The organism is Corynebacterium intestinale, from assembly GCF_023574125.1.
Classification (GTDB): domain Bacteria; phylum Actinomycetota; class Actinomycetes; order Mycobacteriales; family Mycobacteriaceae; genus Corynebacterium; species Corynebacterium hesseae.
The window spans coordinates 181,532-200,679 of the sequence record NZ_JAMKFF010000002.1; the positions used below are offsets into that span (position 1 = coordinate 181,532).

General features: G+C 64.0%; 18 protein-coding genes. 12 read left to right on the plus strand and 6 right to left on the minus strand.

Features of this window, described 5'->3' with window-relative positions; all coding sequences use genetic code 11:
• Positions 1 to 34: 34 nt before the first annotated feature.
• The gene (locus tag M5J06_RS03835) at positions 35 to 529 is read right to left on the minus strand and encodes a phage holin family protein (protein ID WP_070531763.1); all 495 of its coding nucleotides are present in this window, start codon (positions 527 to 529) and stop codon (positions 35 to 37) included.
• 104 nt (positions 530 to 633) lie between these two features.
• Between M5J06_RS03835 and M5J06_RS03840 the strand changes: the two genes are divergently transcribed.
• Positions 634 to 1,323, plus strand: coding sequence for a type III PLP-dependent enzyme domain-containing protein (locus tag M5J06_RS03840; RefSeq protein ID WP_250224010.1), 690 nt, complete (start codon positions 634 to 636; stop codon positions 1,321 to 1,323).
• On the opposite strand, the gene M5J06_RS03845 is transcribed toward M5J06_RS03840, so the two are convergent.
• Positions 1,320 to 2,135 carry an HAD family hydrolase gene (locus M5J06_RS03845; RefSeq protein ID WP_250224011.1) on the minus strand — a complete coding sequence of 272 codons (816 nt, stop codon included), beginning with the start codon at positions 2,133 to 2,135 and terminating at the stop codon, positions 1,320 to 1,322. The genes M5J06_RS03840 and M5J06_RS03845 overlap by 4 nt on opposite strands.
• A gap of 327 nt (positions 2,136 to 2,462) precedes the next feature.
• Here M5J06_RS03845 and M5J06_RS03850 point away from each other — a divergent pair, with 327 nt between their 5' ends.
• The 8 genes from M5J06_RS03850 (at position 2,463) to M5J06_RS03885 (ending at position 7,985) form a co-directional block, all read left to right on the plus strand.
• Positions 2,463 to 3,263 (plus strand): DUF3800 domain-containing protein, encoded by an 801-nt coding sequence (locus M5J06_RS03850; protein WP_250224012.1) that lies wholly within the window; start codon positions 2,463 to 2,465, stop codon positions 3,261 to 3,263.
• 337 nt (positions 3,264 to 3,600) lie between these two features.
• Complete coding sequence (gene ssd / locus M5J06_RS03855; RefSeq protein WP_250224013.1) at positions 3,601 to 4,617, plus strand: septum site-determining protein Ssd; 1,017 nt, start codon at positions 3,601 to 3,603, stop codon at positions 4,615 to 4,617.
• Positions 4,614 to 5,750, plus strand: a complete 1,137-nt coding sequence (locus M5J06_RS03860) for a TadA family conjugal transfer-associated ATPase (protein WP_437177583.1) — start codon at positions 4,614 to 4,616, stop codon at positions 5,748 to 5,750. The genes ssd and M5J06_RS03860 overlap by 4 nt, the downstream gene beginning before the upstream one ends.
• On the plus strand, positions 5,747 to 6,496 hold the full coding sequence (locus M5J06_RS03865; protein WP_250224014.1) for a type II secretion system F family protein: 750 nt from the start codon (positions 5,747 to 5,749) through the stop codon (positions 6,494 to 6,496). The genes M5J06_RS03860 and M5J06_RS03865 overlap by 4 nt, the downstream gene beginning before the upstream one ends.
• The gene (locus tag M5J06_RS03870) at positions 6,496 to 7,053 is read left to right on the plus strand and encodes a type II secretion system F family protein (protein WP_250224015.1); all 558 of its coding nucleotides are present in this window, start codon (positions 6,496 to 6,498) and stop codon (positions 7,051 to 7,053) included. Before M5J06_RS03865 ends, M5J06_RS03870 begins: the two co-directional genes overlap by 1 nt.
• 79 nt (positions 7,054 to 7,132) lie before the next feature.
• Positions 7,133 to 7,321 carry a DUF4244 domain-containing protein gene (locus M5J06_RS03875; protein WP_070645697.1) on the plus strand — a complete coding sequence of 63 codons (189 nt, stop codon included), beginning with the start codon at positions 7,133 to 7,135 and terminating at the stop codon, positions 7,319 to 7,321.
• On the plus strand, positions 7,321 to 7,644 hold the full coding sequence (locus M5J06_RS03880) for a hypothetical protein (RefSeq protein WP_250224016.1): 324 nt from the start codon (positions 7,321 to 7,323) through the stop codon (positions 7,642 to 7,644). Before M5J06_RS03875 ends, M5J06_RS03880 begins: the two co-directional genes overlap by 1 nt.
• Complete coding sequence (locus tag M5J06_RS03885) at positions 7,641 to 7,985, plus strand: Rv3654c family TadE-like protein (protein WP_250224017.1); 345 nt, start codon at positions 7,641 to 7,643, stop codon at positions 7,983 to 7,985. Before M5J06_RS03880 ends, M5J06_RS03885 begins: the two co-directional genes overlap by 4 nt.
• On the opposite strand, the gene M5J06_RS03890 is transcribed toward M5J06_RS03885, so the two are convergent.
• Positions 7,982 to 10,354: a DEAD/DEAH box helicase gene (locus M5J06_RS03890; protein ID WP_250224018.1), complete on the minus strand. Its 2,373-nt coding sequence runs from the start codon at positions 10,352 to 10,354 to the stop codon at positions 7,982 to 7,984. The two genes, M5J06_RS03885 and M5J06_RS03890, sit on opposite strands and share 4 nt — an antisense overlap.
• A gap of 91 nt (positions 10,355 to 10,445) precedes the next feature.
• Here M5J06_RS03890 and M5J06_RS03895 point away from each other — a divergent pair, with 91 nt between their 5' ends.
• Complete coding sequence (locus M5J06_RS03895) at positions 10,446 to 10,649, plus strand: cold-shock protein (RefSeq protein WP_010189920.1); 204 nt, start codon at positions 10,446 to 10,448, stop codon at positions 10,647 to 10,649.
• Here the strand turns inward: M5J06_RS03895 and M5J06_RS03900 are convergent.
• A complete protein-coding gene (locus tag M5J06_RS03900) occupies positions 10,646 to 11,239 on the minus strand; it encodes a DedA family protein (RefSeq protein ID WP_154736787.1) in 594 nt (197 codons plus the stop codon). The genes M5J06_RS03895 and M5J06_RS03900 overlap by 4 nt on opposite strands.
• Before the next feature lie 201 nt (positions 11,240 to 11,440).
• Between M5J06_RS03900 and topA the strand changes: the two genes are divergently transcribed.
• Positions 11,441 to 14,371 (plus strand): type I DNA topoisomerase, encoded by a 2,931-nt coding sequence (topA, locus tag M5J06_RS03905; RefSeq protein WP_250224019.1) that lies wholly within the window; start codon positions 11,441 to 11,443, stop codon positions 14,369 to 14,371.
• Between the two features lie 544 nt (positions 14,372 to 14,915).
• Here the strand turns inward: topA and M5J06_RS03910 are convergent.
• A complete protein-coding gene (locus M5J06_RS03910; protein ID WP_046647867.1) occupies positions 14,916 to 16,289 on the minus strand; it encodes a DUF418 domain-containing protein in 1,374 nt (457 codons plus the stop codon).
• A 32-nt stretch (positions 16,290 to 16,321) separates the two neighbouring features.
• A complete protein-coding gene (locus tag M5J06_RS03915) occupies positions 16,322 to 17,854 on the minus strand; it encodes an adenylate/guanylate cyclase domain-containing protein (protein WP_070511233.1) in 1,533 nt (510 codons plus the stop codon).
• Between M5J06_RS03915 and M5J06_RS03920 the strand changes: the two genes are divergently transcribed.
• A complete protein-coding gene (locus tag M5J06_RS03920; RefSeq protein WP_250224020.1) occupies positions 17,853 to 19,100 on the plus strand; it encodes a DNA polymerase III subunit delta' in 1,248 nt (415 codons plus the stop codon). The genes M5J06_RS03915 and M5J06_RS03920 overlap by 2 nt on opposite strands.
• Positions 19,101 to 19,148 lie beyond the last annotated feature (48 nt).

Genomic DNA, 19,148 nt, shown 5'->3' on the forward strand with positions numbered 1-19,148 from the left:
CTCGGGGCGGGAGAGTTAAAAGGACCTTAAAGGTTTAGGTGTAGAGGCCACGCTCGATGGACTTTTCAGCCTTACCCGGAACCAGCTTCTTGAGTTCCTTCGTGGACTCGATCGTCTTCTCCGGGGCCTTGACCTGCTTGACCTGCTTGAAACCGATAAAGGCCACGACGGCGGCGATGACCACCATGAGTAGGAAGACAATCAGGAAGGCTGCCCAGCGGTCGAGCCACTTGGACAGCAGCTCCGCCAGGAAGAAGAAAAAGAAGAAGGAGCTATACAGCGCCACGGTACCGGCAACGCCGAACATGCCCGCGCCGATGCCACCCTTCTTTGCGGAAGCGGCGAGCTCGGTCTTAGCCAACTCGACCTCGGAGCGAACCAGCTGGGACATCTGCTCGGTGGCGTTGGATACGAGCTGGCCGATGGATGCTTCGCCGCGGCGGGAGGTATCTGCATCGCTCAAGGGAATGCCGTCTACCTTCGGGGCGAACTTGTTGGACCCGTCAGTGAATAGTCCGTCGTTGCTCACGGTTAAAAACTCCTACTGTTTTGTCGCAATCTATATCGGCCATAGTAATGAACTTTCCAGAGTTCATGTGGTGCGGCCCGCAAAGTGGGTACGGCGTTATTGTAATGGGTATGCCGCATTCTGACCCGCTGACCCCGCTGATGGCCCTATCTGGGGTGGAGGATAAAGCCGGTTCTGCCGCCGCAGCGATTGCCCGCGTGCACCGCCGGCCCGCGGGCTTGCGCAAGTTTGACGTTATCTCTTCCGAATCACTCCTGCGCGGTGCGCGGGCGGCCGCGGCGATCGACGGCGCGCCGCTCGACGCACATAGCATCCCGCCCGCAGTTAGCGCTTATTCCCTCCTTGCCCCCGAAAAACAGGCGGCGACGGTGCGGACCTTCGCACGGGCCCCGCTGCAGGTCTTGGCCAGCATTGATGTTGCGGCGGGCGGCGTGGGTCATCCCGATCAGAACCCAGCGGTGGCACAGGCGCTGGCACAGCTCATCACGCGCGGAGCCGGCGTGGATTTCGACCGTTTGTTGCCGGTGGTGCTGCACGCGGAGATTGCTGCGCGCTCGCTGTTCGGTGCGCGCAGCACCGCCGTGGCGCTCGTCGCCGCGCGCACTGCCGCTATCCATACGGGCTTCGATCCTCGGGGATTCGCCGTGCCCGAGACCTACCTCAACCGTCATCGCGCGGACTACCGCGCGGCGTTGGATACCTATGACAAGGATCCGGCGGTGCTCATTACGCTGCTTCTCGACGCCTGGGAGGCCGGCGCCCGCGAAGCCGACGGCATCGCGCAAGCGGCCTAATCGCGCAGCTGCTGCCGTGCAAATAAAATCCCGCCGACGACTAAGGCTGCGATGCCGGCCACGACCGCCGAGCCGATACCGAATTCGCGTGCGCTGGGTGCGGTGAAGAGCGGAACGGGGTGTTTAAACGTGCGAATTTCCCAGTCATGGGCAAGGGCGTGCTTCTTCAACAGGCGGTCCGGGTTCACGGCAACGGGGTGGCCAACCTGCTCCAGCATCGGGATGTCTGTGGCGGAATCGGAGTAGGCAAAGGATGCGTCGGGGTCGACGTTGAGCTCCTGAGCAATGCGCGCCAGTGCCTCAGCTTTTGCGGCACCTTTGCAATAAAACAGGATCTCCCCGGTGAACCGGCCGTTTTCCTCGGCGAGCTCGGTGGCCACGACGTGTTCGATACCCAACTCCTGCGCGATGGGCTCGACCAGCACGCTTGCCGACGCCGAGATGATCACCACTTCGTGGCCGGCGGCGCGGTGGGCGTCGATAAGCGCGCGTGCCTCCGCATAAATGGCAGGGGTGACCACTGTGTGCATGGTCTCCACCGCGATGTCGTGGACTTCCTTGACGGACCAGCCGGCGGCCATGGCTGCGAGCTGATCGCGGGTGGTGTCCATGTGCTCGCTGCTGTGGCCGGCGAGCATATAGCTGGCCTTGGCTAAAGACAGCTGGAGTGCCTCGGCATGGGTGATGAGACCGTTGTGCATGAATTCGCGGCCGAAGGCATATGCCGAGGACGTGGCGATAATCGTCTTGTCCAAGTCGAAGAATGCGGCTGCGCGAGTGGTGCCGTGAGAAGGGAAAGGGGTACCGGTCATCGAGGGCCTGCCGTTTGTGTGCGAGTTACCCTGCTCATCGTAGCCCCTTAGCAGGCAGAATCGGGAGTGCGCAAAGAGATTGCCAGAAATCTCAAGGAATCTTGTCGCTCGCTGTTGTCATCTCTTCTTTCCCATGTCATAATGTCAGGTGCAAGGCCCCGATATACAGTGCGGCCTGCCCCGGCGCACCCCCCGATGCCGGGTTACCGATGGCCCGCGCACACCCCCCCGAGGCGCGGGCCATCACCTTTTTCAAATACTGGGCTCGTCTGTGGCCATCGAGCTGAGACATATTTGATGTCCTAGCACGGCGATATACTCTCAGCTGTGACAAGCTATCGAGCAAATTCATTTTCTCACCAAAAGGGATCAGGTCCTCCTCAGGTGAGTTTGCCGCTTGCTGCAGAAAGTGCCGTCTACTTTGTAGATGAAGCCGGAAGTAAAGGCACGTTAGGTAAGTATTTCGTTGTTGCGGCTGTGCGCACGAAGGATCCTGATTTCCTTTCGCGGGAGATTAAGGCATGTCGTGAGCGGAATAACTTCACAAAGGCTGACGAGATTAAGTTCTCGAAAGTTACTAAGCACTCTGAGCCGATTTTGCTTGATGTTTTTCGAACAGCGATAAGCTCGGGGTGCACGTTCGGAGCTTTTGTTTTGGACAAGAGGCATTTCGATCCGTGGAGTAGTCGAGAACAGTGGCAGGGGCATTTGTTCGCGACAGATCGGCTGCTTCGGGGTCTGGTTACTCGCCGTGAAGTTGGGGTGGTGATGCTCGACCATATTGATGTCCCAGTAGGGGTTTCCTACGGAGACACTCTAGTGAACTCTCTCAACAATCGATTTGGAAATAAGCGGTTTGCAACGGCCGTTAGTCTGGATTCTCGGACTTGTCCGGCACTACAGGTGGCAGATCTGCTTGCTAGTTCGGTTTTCCATGCGCGAAAAAAGATCGAAGACGTGGGGTTGGAGGCTTTCTTGGAAGATCGTTCGCCAAAGGCTCGGCTTTCGAAGGGTATTGCGGCCGCATTAGGTGAGAGTCATTTCGGTGACTGCCGTACATCACTTTTGAAGATTGAGACAAGCCATGAGAGGTCATTGACAGAATTGAAGCGTCAACGATACTCTTAAGTGAGGCGCTGAACGCCATAGCCGCAGGCTAAAAGCAAGCGCCCCTCGGGCCGAGTCTCAGACTTACTACCCGAGTTTTATGGCTAACCAAGCCATTCTTTACCGCACTTATTGCGATACCCTCGAGCGTGGCTCGGGGGTATTTGCTTTTGACTCTTAATCCTCGGATTCTAAGGATCGTGGAAGCACGGTTTCCTGTGAGTTTTGGTACGTGAGCCCCGGTAATTTTGTTTAAGCGTCAGCAAAATAGGGGCGGAAGACACCATAATGGCGAAGTTATCCACAGGTGGCTAGGAAGCTCTAGCGCGCGGTGGAGGCGCTCGCGCATGCTTCAGGCATGAGCACGTTTCACCTAGTTATCGCCGTCGGGGATTCCACGCTGCGAGCAGAGGCGGCCTCCGCGGCAGCCGCCAGTACTGCGGAAGTGAGCACCGTGGAGGACCCGCGGGACTTCTCCCGGCAGTTGCCCAAGGCAGACGCCGTCTTGGCCGATGCACTGACGGCTCGTCTCGTGGCGGGGCATCCGAGGGTGTATTTCTTGGCGCTGGATCCGGGGCCCATCGATTATGAGGCCGCGCTGTGCTGCCGTGCGACTGCCGCCTTCATCGTGCCAGCGCAATCGAAAGAGCTCCTGGGTGCACTAGCAGCAGACGCCACTCCGGAGACCACCGTGTCCACCGGCTTAACCCTGGCGGTGACTGGTTCCGCCGGAGGTTTGGGTGCTTCGACCGTGGCGGTGGCGCTGGCCCGCGAGGCAGGCGCGGATCTCCTGGTTGATGCGAGCCCTTATTCTGGCGGCCTCGATTTGCTCACCGGAATTGAGAACAAGCCCGGCGCGCGATGGCCGGATCTTGCCGCGGGGACTGGTTCGGTTGACGCAGCAGACCTTGTCCGTGCTTTGCCTACCACCCCGGATGGCATCGCGGTTCTTTCCGCTGCGAGGTCCGCCAGCGCAGAGGTGGTGCAGATGAGTGCTGCCCGGCGCGCGGCCATCATGCAAGCTGCGTGTTTATACCCAGGAACAGTGGTGGTGGATTGCCCGCCGTGGGATATCCCCGATGCGGCGGATCACGTGGTGGTGCTGACTGCCGCAGAGGTGCGGGCGGCCGCCGCCTGCGCGCAGCTGGTGGCAGAGCTTCGTGCCCGGCCGCAGGAGTGCTCCGTCGTCGTGCGCAACCGCCAGTGGGCGGGCCTGGACACCAGCGACATCGGCACGGTGACCCATGCAGACCCCATCGCTGACTTGCCGACGATCCGTGGCCTGACCCGCACGGTAGAAACCAGTGGGCTGCCGCGCCAGCTGCCCCGATCTCTAGCTCGTGTCGCGCGTCAGATTTGGGAGGCCGTGGCATGAACCTGATCGATACGATGCGCACCATCGTGGCCGCCGAGCCACAGCTGGCCCACGACGCCCCTGCTTTGGCGCGGCGCATTCGCCAGGAGGCCGGAGTCATCAGCGATGTCGATGTGCTCGACCTTCTGCAGCGCCTGCGCCACGATTCCGTGGGCTTGGGATTATTGGAACCAGTCCTGTCGCTGCCGGGGCTGACTGATGTCGTTGTCAACGGCCCCGATTCCTGTTTCGTCGATTGCGGGCAGGGCTTGCAGCCGCGCGATATTGGCTTTGCCGACGACGCCGAGGTTCGCCAGCTGGCCACCCGGCTGGCTGCGGTGGCGGGCGTGCGGCTGGATGATGCGCAACCTTTTGCCGATGGGCGCCTGACCCGCCCCGACGGCACGAGAATTCGCCTCCACGCGCTGCTGGCGCCTCCTTCGGCAAGCGGAACCTGCATCAGCCTCCGCGTGCTGCGCCAGGCACAAACTAGCCTGGAGGAACTGATAGCCAATGGCAGCATTGATTCCAGCCTGGAGCATGTCTTGCGGGCCGTCGTTGAGCGGCGGGCATCCTTCCTGGTCACTGGTGGAACCGGCTCCGGCAAGACGACGTTGCTCGCCGCCTTGCTGGGGTGCGTGCCCGCTACCGAACGCTTGCTCATCATCGAGGACACTCCGGAGCTTTCCCCGAATCACCCGCACGTTGTGACCCTGGTATCGCGCCGGGCGAATGCGGAAGGGCGCGGCGAGATATCCATGTCGCTCCTGCTCCGCCAAGCGCTGCGCATGCGCCCGGACCGCATCGTCGTCGGCGAAATCCGCGGCGCGGAGGTCGTGGAACTGCTTGCCGCGCTCAACACCGGGCACGATGGTGGTGCGGGCACCGTGCACGCAAACTCTGTTGATGAAGTGCCCGCCCGCATGGAGGCCCTCGCCGCTCTCGGCGGGCTCGACCGCGTAGCGCTGCATTCGCAGCTGGCGGCCGCCGTGCACGTGGTCCTCGGGATGGAGCGCACGCCGGAGGGGCGTCGGCTAGCGCACCTCGGCGTGCTGGAGGGAAACCCGGTTACACCGCAGCTGGTGTGGACGGCCGAAGACGGTCCGCTTCCCGGGTTTGCGCAGCTGTGTTCGCGGCTAGGGGTGGAACCATGATGTGGCTATTCCTCACGGCGGCGTGTTTGATTTCGCAGCCTGCTTCGGTGACGCGGCTGGAATCGCCGAAGCCTCGCTCGCTGGCACCCGGGGCGCTCTTCCTCGGGGTCGGGTGCTGTGTCTTCTTCGGCAGGCCCACTGTCGTGGTGGCGGTGGGCTGCATTGTGGCCTGTGCGCTGTGGTTTGCCAATGACCTAGCAGCCTCCCGGCGTGAGCGCCGTGGCGCGGAGGCGCTCGCCTCCTACTTCGGTTCTGTTGCCGCCGAGCTGCGGGCGGGATCGACAACGGCGGGAGCGCTTCGCCGGGGCGCCGACGCCCTTCCAGACTCCACCCCGGAGAATCTCCGCGCCGCGTTGAGCACGGCAGCGGGTCTCGCGGCACAAGGAGGTTCGCCTGCGGTTGCTCTCACGGCGCCAGAGGTGGCCCGCTATGCAGCGCTGCTCACGCTCTCGGGACGCCATGGCGTGGCGTTGGCGAACCTCATTGAGCAGGCTCAAAGCCAGCTGGATACCGCGCGCCGCCATGCCGGTGAGACCGCGGCCTCCTTGCAAGGGCCACAGGCCACCGCGGTCATCCTGGCGTGCCTGCCGCTGGCGGGCATCCTCATGGGTGGGACGATGGGCGCGGATTCCCTGGGGTTCTTGCTCGGTGGTGGCCTTGGGGGCGTGCTTCTCGACGTCGGCGTGGCCCTCGTCTGCGCGGGCTTTGCCTGGTCGCGTCTCATTCTGCGAAAGGCGGCGCAGTGATGGTCTTGACGTTTATCTCCGCTGCATTCATCGCTGCGGCATTCGCTGTTACTGCTGCTGCACCGTCTGGACGAATAGCCCAGTCGGGATCGCGCACACCGCGCCCGAAGACGCCGCGCGATGGTCCCGAAACGGACTATAGTCCGCTCGATGCTGCCAGTGACCTGGAGCTCTTCGCCGCGTGCCTAGAGGCCGGTCTCTCCACGCGCAGTGCCGTGCTAGCTGTCGCTGAAGCCTCACCGCAGTGGTCGGAGGCGGCCGCTCTCATCGGGGTGGGGGTTCCCATGAGTACCGCGTGGTCGGCGCTGGCCAGTCAGCCGCATTTGGAAGAACTGGTGCGGCTCACGCAGCTGTCTGGCGAGTCGGGCGCAGCCATGGCTACGGGGTGCCACCGGTTGGTGGCGCAGCTGCGTGCCGAAGCCTCGGCACAAGCTACCGCGCGGGCGGAGCGCGCTGGCGTGTTCATCGCAGCACCGCTGGCAGTGTGTTTCCTTCCCGCATTCCTGGTCCTTGGGTTGATACCTGTCCTCATCAGCTTGGGCCAGCAACTTTTCTAAGTCAGCAGAAGCAACTAACCACTCACTAACTCAGTACATGCAACCAACACAAACACGGGAAAAGAAAGCTAGGTTAATCATGCAGAAAAAGTTAAACTACCAGTCACTATTAGGAAATGATGATGGTATGTCCACGATTGAATATGCCATGGGTTCGCTCGCGGCCGCAGCGCTTGCCGCGGTCCTCTATGCCGTGGTCAATGGTGGCGAAGTCACCAGCGCCATCACGTCCATCATTACCGACGCCCTGTCCAACACCCCAGGCTAATGCGCGCGCTGGATGACGCCGGCTCCGTCACTATCGAGGCGGCATTGTCGCTGTCCGCGCTCGTCATCGTTGCCGCGGGAATCGTGGGTGGCATCGCCACGCTGTCGGCCCACCTCGCTGCCGTTGACGCCGCGGGCGCTGCAGCTCGCTCCGCCGCCATTGGCGTGGACTTTCAGCGCGAGGGAGTAACAGTCAACCTCAGTGAGGGCGCTGGCCTCATGACCGCTGAGGCCGCCGTGCCGGCACCGTTGGGGACCATGCGTGCGCAGGCGGTGTTTCCCGCGGAGATGGCAGCGGGTGGCAACAACGGGGCGCAGCCATGAGGCGTCATCGGCGCAGCTGGGGAAGGATCCTGGCGGGGGAAGAGGGCTATGCCACCGTCGTCACCGCCGGGATCATCGCCGCGGTGGCTTCTCTGTTGCTGGCGGTTGCGGCGGTTACTTCGCTCGTTGTGGCGCGGCACGAAGCGCAGGTGGCGGCGGACCTCGCCGCGGTGGCCGGCGCGTGGGAGGTGGCCAAGGGCAGGGACGCCTGCACGAAGGCCACAGAGATTGCCGCGCTCAACGGCGCGGAACTCGGCTCCTGCGACATCGATGGGCGCGACGTTGAGGTTACTGCCCGGCTGCGCGGGCGCAGCGCCATCGCCCGCGCTGGTCCAGTCTAAGAGGTCATGGTGACCAGTGCGCCGAGCAGGGCCACAGCGCCTGCCTTGTCCAAAGGGTTATTGCCGTTGCCGCATTTGGGGGACTGCACGCACGACGGGCAGCCGGATTCGCAGGGGCAGGAGCGCACGGCCTCAAAGGTGGCCTTGATCCACTCGGGGAAGCGGCGGAAACCTTCCTCGGCGAAGCCGGCGCCGCCGGGGTGGCCGTCGTAGACGAAGACCGTGGGCAAGCCCGTATCGGCGTGCTGCGCGGTGGACACGCCACCAATGTCCCAGCGGTCGCAGGTGGCAATGAGCGGTAGCAACCCAATGGCGGCGTGCTCAGCTGCATGGAGGGTGCCCGGGGTGCGCCCGGCGGTGACTCCCATCGCTGCGAGTGCCAGCGGATCGATGGTGTAGGCCACCGCCCGGGTCACCAGGCGCTGCTCCGGCAAGTCAAGGGGGATATCCTCGCCCACGGAGCCATCGGGAAGCCGTACCTGATAGCCGGTGACCTTATCGGTCACCTCAACCTCCAAGCTGGCCACCCATAGGCCGGGGGCGTAGTTCACCAGGTCATCGGCCTCGCTCAGGATGCGGATATCCGTCGTGGACTTCGGCTGCGTGGTGTAGTCCGGGGCCTTTGGCACGGCGAGGGCCACGCCCGGCTCGGCGGACGCCGAACCATCGCCTCCGCCGAGGTGAAGTTCCTCGATGACGAAGCTCTCGCCACGGTGCAGGTACACCGCGCCGGGATGCACCTGGCTTACCGCGCGGGCTGAATCTATGGTGCCCAGCAGGCGGCCATCGGAGGAATCCACGATCATGACCTCCTCGCCCGAGCCGCCGCGCAGCGAGACGGCCGTGTGCGCGGTCTCCGGGGTGAGCTCGCTTGAGCCAGCCGGCAGGGGAGCGGCGAACCAGCCCTGCGGGCGTCGGCGCAGCAAGCCCCGCTGGGCTAGGTCGTGGACCACGGATTCGGCGCGGAAGGCGGCCACGTCGGCGTCGCTTAGCGGCTTCTCCACCGCCGCGCAGTACACGTGCCCGGCCAGGATGTAGGGGTTGGCGGGGTTGAACACGCTGGCCTCCACCGGCCGGCCTAACAGCGCTTCCGGGTGGTGAACCAGGTAGGTATCCATCGGTTCATCGCGGGCCACCAGCACCACCAGCGAGCCCTGGCCGCGGCGGCCCGCGCGCCCAGCCTGTTGCCAAAAGCTGGCGACCGTACCTGGGAACCCAGCGGTGACCACGGCATCCAACCCGCCGACGTCGATGCCCAGCTCCAAAGCCGAGGTGGTGGCCACGCCGAGCAGGGAGCCATCGTCCAGCGCCTGTTCCAGCGCGCGGCGGTCTTCGGCCAAATACCCCGCGCGGTAGGCGGCAATCCGGCGCGCGAAATCCGGCCGGCTCAGCCGCCCGGAGAGCTCTTCTGCTGCCCGCAACGCGGTGGTTTCCGCCGCGCGCCGTGAGCGCACAAAGGTCAACGTCCGAGCACCTTGCGCCACCAGTGCGGCCATCATCCACGCCGCCTCCGTCGTTGCGGCGCGGCGCACAGGAGCACCGTTCTGCCCTTCGATGCCCTCCATAAAGCCCGGCTCCCACAGTGCGACCGTCCGCGCGCCCGTCGGCGCGCCATCCTCGGTTACGGGGAGAAACTCGCGCCCTGCCAGCCGCGCGGCATGCCGGGCTGGATCCCGCATGGTCGCCGAAGCCGCAATCACCACCGGCCGCGAACCATAGTGCGCGCACAGCCGCAGCAAACGCCTCACCACGAGCGCCACGTTCGCCCCGAAAACCCCGCGGTAGGCGTGCGCCTCATCAATCACGATGAACTTCAAGTGCCGCAGCACCCGCGCCCACCGCTGGTGCGCGCCCAGCAGAGAAGAATGAATCATGTCCGGGTTGGAGAAGATAAACCGCGCCTGATCGCGGATACCGGCGCGAGCTTCGGTGGGGGTATCACCGTCGTAGGGGGCGGGGTGGACGTCGTGAAGCGCGGCGATGCTCTGCGTGAGCTCGAGCACCGTGCGCAGCTGGTCCGAGCCCAGCGCCTTCGTCGGCGTGATGTAGAGCGCGCACGCGGTCGGGTCCTGCGTCAGACGGGACAGAATGGGCAAACGGTAACCCAGGGACTTTCCGGAACTCGTGCCGGTGGAGACCACGACGTCGCGCCCCTCCCACGCGGCCTGTGCCACGGCGACCTGGTGGGCATAGAGCTTGGCGACGCCTCGTTCCTCCAACGCCTCCCGCAACTCCGGCAGGACCCACTCGGGCCACTCGGCATAGCGTGCTGGTTGGGCAGGCAGGGTGGTGGAGTGCGTTAGCTCGGACTCGGGGAAACGCTCAACAAGGTGCTCGACGAGCTCCTCACCCAGAGGGTTCTCACTCACGCTTGCCTCCACTAATCTGCTGTAGGTGCCCAAACGTGGCACACTGGTGCACTAGTTTGCACTACTTTATTTCCGCAAAGGACAACTCATCATGGCATACGGTACCGTCAAGTTCTTCAACGCCGAAAAAGGTTACGGCTTCATTGAGCAGGAGGACGGCTCCGGCGACATCTTCGTGCACTACACCGAAATCCAAGGAACCGGCTTCCGCACCCTCGAAGATAACCAGCGCGTCTCCTTTGAGATTGGGGAAGACGCTAAAGGCCAGCAGGCCACCAACGTCGAGGTGGTTTAGGGGGACTCGGCGTAGCCGCGCCGGGTATCCCACCATTCCAGCAGCTTATTCTGCCCCTTTTGCAGGCCGAAGCCGATGATGATGGCGGCGATGATGGAAATGAGCATGGCTATCGCGGGTGAGCCGGAGAAGGCCACGCCGCCGAGGTAGCCAATGGCTAGCGCCTGCGCCACCCACAACAGGACACCGAAGGTGTCGAAGAAGAAAAACAGCGGCCAGGGATAGCGCATGGAGCCCAGCAGAATCGTCATAAACAGGCGGGCCGAGGGGATGAAGCGCGCGATGATGATGGCCGCGCCGCCGCTGCGCCGAATATTACGCTTGACCCACGTCAAAGCGTCGTAGGCCTTCGTTCCCTTTTGGGCTCTATTAATAAGGGCGATGAGCCGCGTTCCCAGGAGGAAGCACAAGTTATCCCCCAAAATTGCGGCAACCATGGCGACGAAAAACATGGTGGGAAGGTGGGGGAAACCTTGGGAGCCAGACCAGGCGCCCACCATGTTGAGGGGAACCTCCGAAGGCAAAACGGGGAAGAAGCAGTCGAGGAAAATCAGTGAACCCACCAGCGGATAAATCCACTGTGTGGCCATGATGACCTCGAACCATGCAGTAATAGACGCAATCACGCTGTCTCCCAGTTGTGTGCTGTGAGGCGAATCCTCGGACGGCCAGTATAGACCCCCGGTTGTGTGGACGTGAACTGGCCTGAATAACTAGAGTAAGCCTCTATCTGTGTACTCTAAGGGCAATTGCCCAGCAGAGGACTAGCCATCGGAAGGGATGAAGTCGAAGTGGCAGAAGCTACCGGCCCGGGGAAGACCCTGGTCATCGTCGAGTCAGCAACCAAGGCGAAGAAGATTCAGCCTTACCTCGGCGATAAGTACATTGTTGAGGCCTCCGTCGGCCACATCCGGGACCTTCCCCGCGGCGCCGCCGACGTCCCCGCCAAATATAAGAAGGAATCCTGGGCGCGCCTCGGTGTTAACCCGGAGGATAACTTCACCCCGCTGTACGTCATCAGCCAGGACAAGAAGAAGAAGGTCGCTGACCTCAAGGCCAAGCTGAAGCAGTGCGACCAGCTCTACCTCGCAACAGACCCCGACCGCGAGGGCGAGGCCATTGCCTGGCACCTGCTGGAAGTACTCAAGCCCAAGGTGCCGGTGCGCCGAATGGTCTTCAACGAGATCACCAAGTCCGCCATCCTGGAGGCCGCGGAAAACACCCGTGAACTCGATGAAAACCTCATCGACGCCCAGGAAACCCGCCGCATCCTGGACCGCCTCTACGGCTACGAGGTCTCCCCGGTGCTGTGGAAGAAGGTCATGCCGCGCCTATCGGCTGGCCGCGTGCAGTCGGTAGCTACCCGCGTCATCGTCGAGCGCGAGCGCGAGCGCATGGCATTCATCCCCGCCGAGTACTGGGATCTCACGGCAACGCTGAAATCCACGCCGGATTTCGATGCGCGCCTGAGTGCCCTCGATGGCAAGCGCGTGGCCGCGGGCCGCGACTTCAACGATAGGGGTCAGCTGAAGAGCGACGAGGTGGTCGTCGTCAAGCAGGCCCAGGCGGAGCAGCTGGCCAGCGCGCTGGAGGGCTCCACCATGACCGTGGCTAGTGTCGAGCACAAGCCTTATTCGCGCAAGCCTTCCGCGCCGTTTATGACGTCGACGCTGCAGCAGGAGGCCGGCCGGCGCCTGCACTACACCTCGGAGCGCACGATGCGCATTGCGCAGCGCCTCTACGAGAACGGTCACATCACCTATATGCGTACCGACTCGACCTCCCTGTCCAAGCAGGGCCTGGATGCTGCGCGTGAGGCTGCCTCCTCCATCTTCGGCGCGGAGTTCGTGGCCGACGGACCGCGTACCTATGACCGCAAGGTGAAGAACTCCCAGGAGGCCCACGAGGCCATCCGCCCCGCCGGCGAGCGTTTTGCCACCCCGGGCCAGCTAGCCGGGCAGCTCGACGCCGAGGAATACAAGCTCTACGAGCTGATTTGGAAGCGCACCGTGGCCTGCCAGATGGCAGATGCCAAGGGAACCTCGATGAAGGTGACCGCAGCTGTCAACGCCGGCGGCCACGACGCTGACTTCTCCGCAACCGGCCGCACGATTACCTTCCCGGGCTTCCTCAAGGCCTACGAGGACGTCGCGGCGAAGGACTCGAAGGGAGAGTCCCGCCTGCCGCACCTCAATGAGGGCGACACGCTGAAGACCGCTGCGGTTACTGCCGACGGCCACTCCACCAACCCGCCGGCGCGCTATACCGAGGCCAGCTTGGTCAAGAAGATGGAAGATTTGGGCATTGGGCGCCCGTCGACGTACGCCTCCATCATCAAGACCATCCAGGACCGCGGCTACGTGCTCTCCCGCGGCAACGCGCTGGTGCCCTCGTGGGTTGCCTTCGCGGTCGTTGGCCTGTTGGAGAATAACTTCACTGAGCTGGTGGATTATGACTTCACCTCCTCCATGGAGGACGAACTCGATGCGATTGCCGCCGGTTCGGAGAACGGCACGGATTGGCTGAATAACTTCTACTTCGGAAACACGGAGGCCGGCGAGCGCAAGGCCGCGTCCATCGCGCGCCACGGCGGCCTGAAGTCCTTGGTGGACATCAACCTGGAGGCCATCGATGCCCGCCAGGTCAACTCCCTGCGCCTGTACACCGACGCGGAAGGCCGCGATGTCTTCGTGCGCGTGGGCCGCTACGGTCCGTATATCGAGCGCGCCGTGGGCACCAACGAGGACGGCACGGTGGAGTACCAGCGCGCCAACCTCTCGGAGACGGTCACCCCGGATGAGCTCAACGAGGCTTTGGCGGAGAAGCTCTTTGCCACCCCGCAGGGCGGGCGCGAGCTGGGACAGAACCCGGAGAACGGACGCACCATCGTGGCCAAGGAGGGTCGCTTCGGCCCGTACGTGACCGAGCAGGTGCGTGACGACGAGCGCGAGAAGGCCGAGGCCGAAGCCGAGGAGATCGTCAAGGAGGAGCGCGCCGCGGAGGACGCCCAGCGCGCGGCCGAGGGCAAGCGCGCCAAGAATTGGGAGACCAAGACCGCGGCGAAGCAGAAGGAAAAGCGCATCGCCGAGTACGTCGAGGAGAAGCTGAAGCCGGGCACTGCCTCGCTCTTTGCTTCGATGGAGCCGTCCAGCGTCACGCTGGAGGAAGCACTCAAGCTGCTGAGCCTGCCGCGTGAGGTGGGCGTGGACCCCTCGGACGGCGAGGTCATCACCGCGCAGAACGGCCGCTACGGCCCGTACCTGAAGAAGGGTAAGGATTCCCGTTCCTTGGCCAAGGAGGAGCAGATCTTCTCCATCACCTTGGATGAGGCGCGCCGCATCTACGCGGAGCCGAAGCGTCGTGGACGTGCGGCCGCACAGCCGCCGATTAAGCAGCTGGGTGATAACGACGTCTCCGGCAAGCCGATGACGGTCAAGGACGGCCGCTTTGGCCCGTACGTCACTGACGGCACGACGAATGCCTCGCTGCGCCGTGGTGACGATCCGGAGCAGCTTACCGACGCCCGCGCGAACGAGCTCCTTTCCGAGCGCCGCGCCAAGGACGCCGCGAACGGTGGGGCGAAGAAGTCGACGAAGAAGAGCACTAAGAAGTCGACCAAGAAATCGACCAAGAAGGCCACGAAGAAGTCGAGCAAGAAGGCGACGAAGAAGCCTTCACCGGGCACGAAGAACGTGGTCAAGGCCGGATCGCGCAGGAAGTAGCAGGACATGAAGACCAGCTTCGCCCGCGACATGCTGGACCGCACCCAAGAGGGCACCGAGGCTCTCCTGCGCGCGGTGGGCCCGGCCTTTGCTGGCCGCGATCACCTCACCCTCGGCGCGCTCGCCGCGGGGGAGACTGCAGTCTGGTCACGCCTGTTTAACTGGCGCATGCTCGGCACGGCCACGACCGCCGCTGTACCCGTGCTGTTGGCCCTGCGCCCAGACTGCGCACCGGAGACCCGCGTGGGGCTTATCGCCGCTTCGCTTGGCCAGGCCGCCAAGCGCGGCGCACCAACGACGTTCGGCGTGACGTGCGTGAGCGTGCAATACGCATCCTTCGCGTGGGCGCTGCGCGGTGCGCGCAATGATGCGCTGGGTTGGGGCCTGCGCGCCGGCGCGTGGGCCGCGGGCAGTGCACTGTCCCGTACTCGCTGCGAGCGCCGCGCCACGGCTATCGCCGGAATCCCGGCGGCTGCGCTCTCCGCGCTAGCTGGTGACCCAGCCCTGCGCGCTGCTGAATCTACGCAGGGGCTGAGCCACGGTGCTAACCTGCTTCTGGCCTCTGAGGCGCTGACGGTCCTGAACCCGGCTGAACAGCGCCAGGATGCGGGCCTGCGTGGCCGGGTTCTGGATGCGGCGCAGTCGGCGGCACAGACGGTAGGCCTGGTGCTGCTGGTGGATGGGCTGGCGCGGAAGGGCCGCGGTTAGGCGCAGCACCTAATTCCGGGCGCATCGTCTTGCCATAGGACAAGCGTCGGTGTACCCATTCGAAGGGCCCGGGCTTGCCCGCGGCCTCGAGCGCGCAGGCGATGAGGAGCGTTGCTAGCCATACGCCGGTGGCTAGCGCTGCCTGGCCCGCGGCGCTGAGCTCCGGGCCAATGTTGAGGGTAAAGGGGTAGACCAGCGCCAGGAAGAACACGGACTGCAGCACGTAGCCGGTCATGGAACGCTTGCCCAGCGCAATCAGCGGCCACAGGAACCAGGGGCGCGCACCACGGCGCTGCAGGGGTTCTAGGGCGAGTGTTGCCCCCGCCACGATGCCCGGCCCGGTGAGCATGCCGATGCAGCTATTCGCCGCGTTGAGGGGTTCCGCTAGAGCTGGGTCCAGCACCCCAATCGTCGACAAGCCCCAGGGCAGGCCGAGGAAAAGGATGATGGCTAGGGCCAAAATGGTCCACGCCCACAGCTCGCGCCGATGGCCCCCGGCCAAGGTTCCGCGGCGCGCCCACACGAAACCTACGAGCATCACCGGAAGGACCAAGGCTCCCGTCAGGGGAACGGAAAAAGCTTGGGCGCCGACCATGATGGCCTGCTCACCCAGCAGCTCCCAGTAGGATTCGGCGGCGGTGAAGCCGCTGAGATCAAACTCCGACGTATCGACAAGCGCGGCCCCAACGCCCATTCCGATACCCGCCACAACCAGCAGCGCACAGAACCCGTAGGCCACGCGCATGAGGAGCTTGTCGGTTAAAGTAAGCAGCAACGCAATGAGCATGCCCATCGCGCCGTAGAGCAGCATGATGTCGCCGGAAAAGAGGAAGAGGCAGTGCAGGGCACCGAATAAAGCAAGAAAGCCATAGCGCTTTGCCAACACGGCCTGCGCGCGCCGCAGTGGGAAGCCGCGTCGCCACAAGCTCATTGCGATAAGCCCCACGCCAAAGCCGAGAAGCGTGGAGAACATCGGCAGGCCGCGCACATGCACGAACATGGCGGAAAAGACCACATAGACTTCGTCAACGAGGGTATCGACGCCGCCGAAATAGGCATCGGGGCCATCGCCGTCGTTCATAATCCACGCGGTGCAGACATTAGCCAGCGCGATGCCCAGCAGGGCCATGCCGCGGGCGACGTCGGGGACGAGAAGACGAGGACTCGAATACTGGCGTGGCGGATGGGGCTGGTGGGGCTGATGAGGCATGGCCCCAAGCTACCAGAAGCACAAAAACTTATTTATCCGAGAGCGCGTTCCGCCAAGGTCGGGCGAATCGGGCGCGCCAGCTGCGTCATGCGGCGGCGCCCGCGCAGCTCAATAGACTTCATCAGCGTCCAGCGCGCTTGCTCCGCCTCGTTGGCGCCGCGCAGCGTGGCGGAGTTGGTGAGCACCTGGCCCGGGGTGTCCTTGGCCAGTTCGGTGAGACGGGCGGCTTCGTTGACGGCATCACCAATGACCGTGTATTCAAAGCGATCCGCACCACCAATGTGTCCGGCCACCACGTGGCCCGCGGCCACGCCGATGCCGGCCTGCAGCCGCAACCCGCGCAGTTCCTGGCGAAGCTCGCGGGCGGCCTGCAAAGCCATGGAGTTCGCGTCGTAGACCGTCAGCGGGGCACCGAAGACGGCCAGGGCGGCATCACCCTGGAATTTGTTGATGATGCCCTTGTTCCGGTGCACCACCTCAACGACGTGCTCAAAGAACTTGTTGAGCTCCTCCACCACTTCTTCCGGGGTGTGGTTGACGGCGAAGGTGGTGGAGCCGATGACGTCGATAAACAGCACCGCCACCTTGCGGTCCTCGCCGCCCAGCTCCGGGCGTTCCTCCAAGGCGCGCTGGGCCACCTCGGCACCGACATAGCGGCCGAAAATATCGCGCACGCGTTGGCGCTCACGCAGGCCGCGCATCATTTCGTTGAATCCGGCCTGAAGCACGCCGAGCTCGGAGCCGTCGTAGATGTCCACCTGGACGTCACTCTCGCCGCGGCGTACGCGGTTGATGGCGTCCTGCAGCTCAATGATGGGATCGACCACGCTCATCATCGCGAACATGGTGCCCATGAGCCCGGTGCCCAGCGCGGTAACGGTCAGCGCGACGATGGCCGGCATGATGTCTGAGGTCTCAGGGCTAAACAGGCCTGCCTGTTGGCCCATGAGGACAAGCACGATGCCAATGAGCGGGATGCCGGAGGTCATCATCCAGGTGGAAAGCAGCCGGTACTTAATCGGCGGCTCCAAGGTGGAATCCTCGAAACGTCGGGCCACGGCCTCCGCAGCCACGGGGCGTACGAGGCGCTCTGCCTGCAAGTACGTCAACAGCACGATGAGGCCGCCGGCCAATGCAGCAGAAACACCGACTACCACGGCCAGCCGCGCCGAGTGCTGGCCTGCCAGCACCACCGCCAAGATGATGCCCAGCAGCCACACGCCCGCGGCCACACCGGCCTGGTAGAGCGGGATGCGCAGGACCAGGTTGCGCACCATATTGGGGTCATGGTCGTCGGGGCTGCGCTGCCAGTCCAACACCGGCCTGAACAGCCGAAGTGTTACCGCTATGCCGATGATGACCGCAAAGGTCACGAACAGCGTGCCGTAGGTCCACAGGTGGGGCGTGTGAGCGATGAAATCGGAGATCTCCGGCATGGGGAGAAAGAAGACCACGAAGGTCATGATCGCAATGGCGCCGATGATGTTGGCTCCAAGGACGAGCGCGGCGTACATCGGCCATTGAGTACCCCATAACCAGCGGGCGCCACGCATCAGTCTGTTCATGGTTACACACTTTAGTTATCCCAGTAGGCTAGGGCGAGTGAACACCTCCAGCGTTGCCGAAAGGCTTGCCGACGCCCCCTCCGTCTCCCACACCATCCTCAGCGCTGCCCGCGCGGCTCGCGGTGAGGGCGACTCGCGAGCGATGAGCCACTCCTGGCTATTTACCGGGCCCCCGGGTGCCGGCCGTTCGCTGGCCGCGCAGTGCTTCGCCGCGGCACTCATGTGCACGTCCGCCGACGAGAACGGCAACCCCGGCTGCGGGCGCTGCCCCTCCTGCCAGAGCGTCCTAGACAATCAAGAGCACACCGACTTGGTCTACGTGGACCCGCAGGAGCAGTTCATCACCGTGGGCGAGGCCCGCGACGTCATCGGGCGCGCAGCCAGCCTGCCGAGCGTGGCGCCGTGGCGCGTGGTCATTTTCAACAAGGCCGACCGTCTGCGCAACGAGGCCGCCAACGCGTTGCTGAAAACCGTGGAGGAGCCCCCGGAGCGCACCGTCATCATCATGGTGGCGCCCTCGGAGGACCCGGAGGACTTCTCGGTCACGCTGCGATCGCGCTGCCGTCACCTTTATATTCCGGCGCCGAGTGTGGAGGGCGTCGTCAAGCAGCTCGTCGCTGAAGGTGCCAGCGAGGATGACGCGCGCCTGGCCGCCGTGACCACCCTGCGCCACGTGGGACGTGCGCGACACCTAGTCAACGAGCCCGCCGCGCAGAAGCGCCGCGCCATGGCCATCAACCTGGCCGAAGACGTCTTCCACGGATCCCAGGCCTTTCAATCCGTTACTGCGCTGCTGAAGTTCATTGAGAAGGAAGCCAAGGACTCCCACGCGGCGGCGGAGGAGGCGGAGCGCTCCAAGATTGAACAATCCTTCGGCGTTGGTGCCAAGGGTAAAGGCGCGGCCAAGGCGCAGCGCGACGCCCGCAGTGCCCTGAAGGATCTGGAGGATCTCCACAAGAAGCGCGCTAAGCGCCGCATCTCCGACGGCCTCGACATCGCCCTCGTGGATCTCGCCGGTATTTACCGCGATGCGCTCATGCTCAAAGTCGGCGCTGAGGTGGAGATGACCCACCCGGACTTCGCGGGCCTAGCGGGCGAACTTGCCCAGCGAGTGAGCGAAGATGGCTTGCTGGCCGCCCAGTCCGCTATCCGCACCTGCCGCGAGCAGCTGCCGCAGAACGTCACCCCGCAGGTGGCTTTCGACGGCATGGTGGGCCGCCTGCGCCTGGCCTGTGGTGCGCGCTAACCTGCAGCAAGTGCTGTGCGTGCCCCACATCAAGTGGCCCGATTTCTT

Coding starts and splice junctions, on each gene's coding strand:
- M5J06_RS03910 (WP_046647867.1), bottom strand. CDS start 16,289: ATGCCTCATCAGCCCCACCAGCCCCATCCGCCACGCCAGTATTCGAGT.
- M5J06_RS03845 (WP_250224011.1), bottom strand. CDS start 2,135: ATGACCGGTACCCCTTTCCCTTCTCACGGCACCACTCGCGCAGCCGCA.
- ssd (WP_250224013.1), top strand. CDS start 3,601: ATGAGCACGTTTCACCTAGTTATCGCCGTCGGGGATTCCACGCTGCGA.
- M5J06_RS03875 (WP_070645697.1), top strand. CDS start 7,133: ATGCAGAAAAAGTTAAACTACCAGTCACTATTAGGAAATGATGATGGT.
- M5J06_RS03920 (WP_250224020.1), top strand. CDS start 17,853: ATGGTTACACACTTTAGTTATCCCAGTAGGCTAGGGCGAGTGAACACC.
- M5J06_RS03840 (WP_250224010.1), top strand. CDS start 634: ATGGGTATGCCGCATTCTGACCCGCTGACCCCGCTGATGGCCCTATCT.
- M5J06_RS03860 (WP_437177583.1), top strand. CDS start 4,614: ATGAACCTGATCGATACGATGCGCACCATCGTGGCCGCCGAGCCACAG.
- M5J06_RS03870 (WP_250224015.1), top strand. CDS start 6,496: ATGGTCTTGACGTTTATCTCCGCTGCATTCATCGCTGCGGCATTCGCT.
- M5J06_RS03865 (WP_250224014.1), top strand. CDS start 5,747: ATGATGTGGCTATTCCTCACGGCGGCGTGTTTGATTTCGCAGCCTGCT.
- M5J06_RS03900 (WP_154736787.1), bottom strand. CDS start 11,239: ATGGCCACACAGTGGATTTATCCGCTGGTGGGTTCACTGATTTTCCTC.
- M5J06_RS03895 (WP_010189920.1), top strand. CDS start 10,446: ATGGCATACGGTACCGTCAAGTTCTTCAACGCCGAAAAAGGTTACGGC.
- M5J06_RS03880 (WP_250224016.1), top strand. CDS start 7,321: ATGCGCGCGCTGGATGACGCCGGCTCCGTCACTATCGAGGCGGCATTG.
- M5J06_RS03915 (WP_070511233.1), bottom strand. CDS start 17,854: ATGAACAGACTGATGCGTGGCGCCCGCTGGTTATGGGGTACTCAATGG.
- M5J06_RS03885 (WP_250224017.1), top strand. CDS start 7,641: ATGAGGCGTCATCGGCGCAGCTGGGGAAGGATCCTGGCGGGGGAAGAG.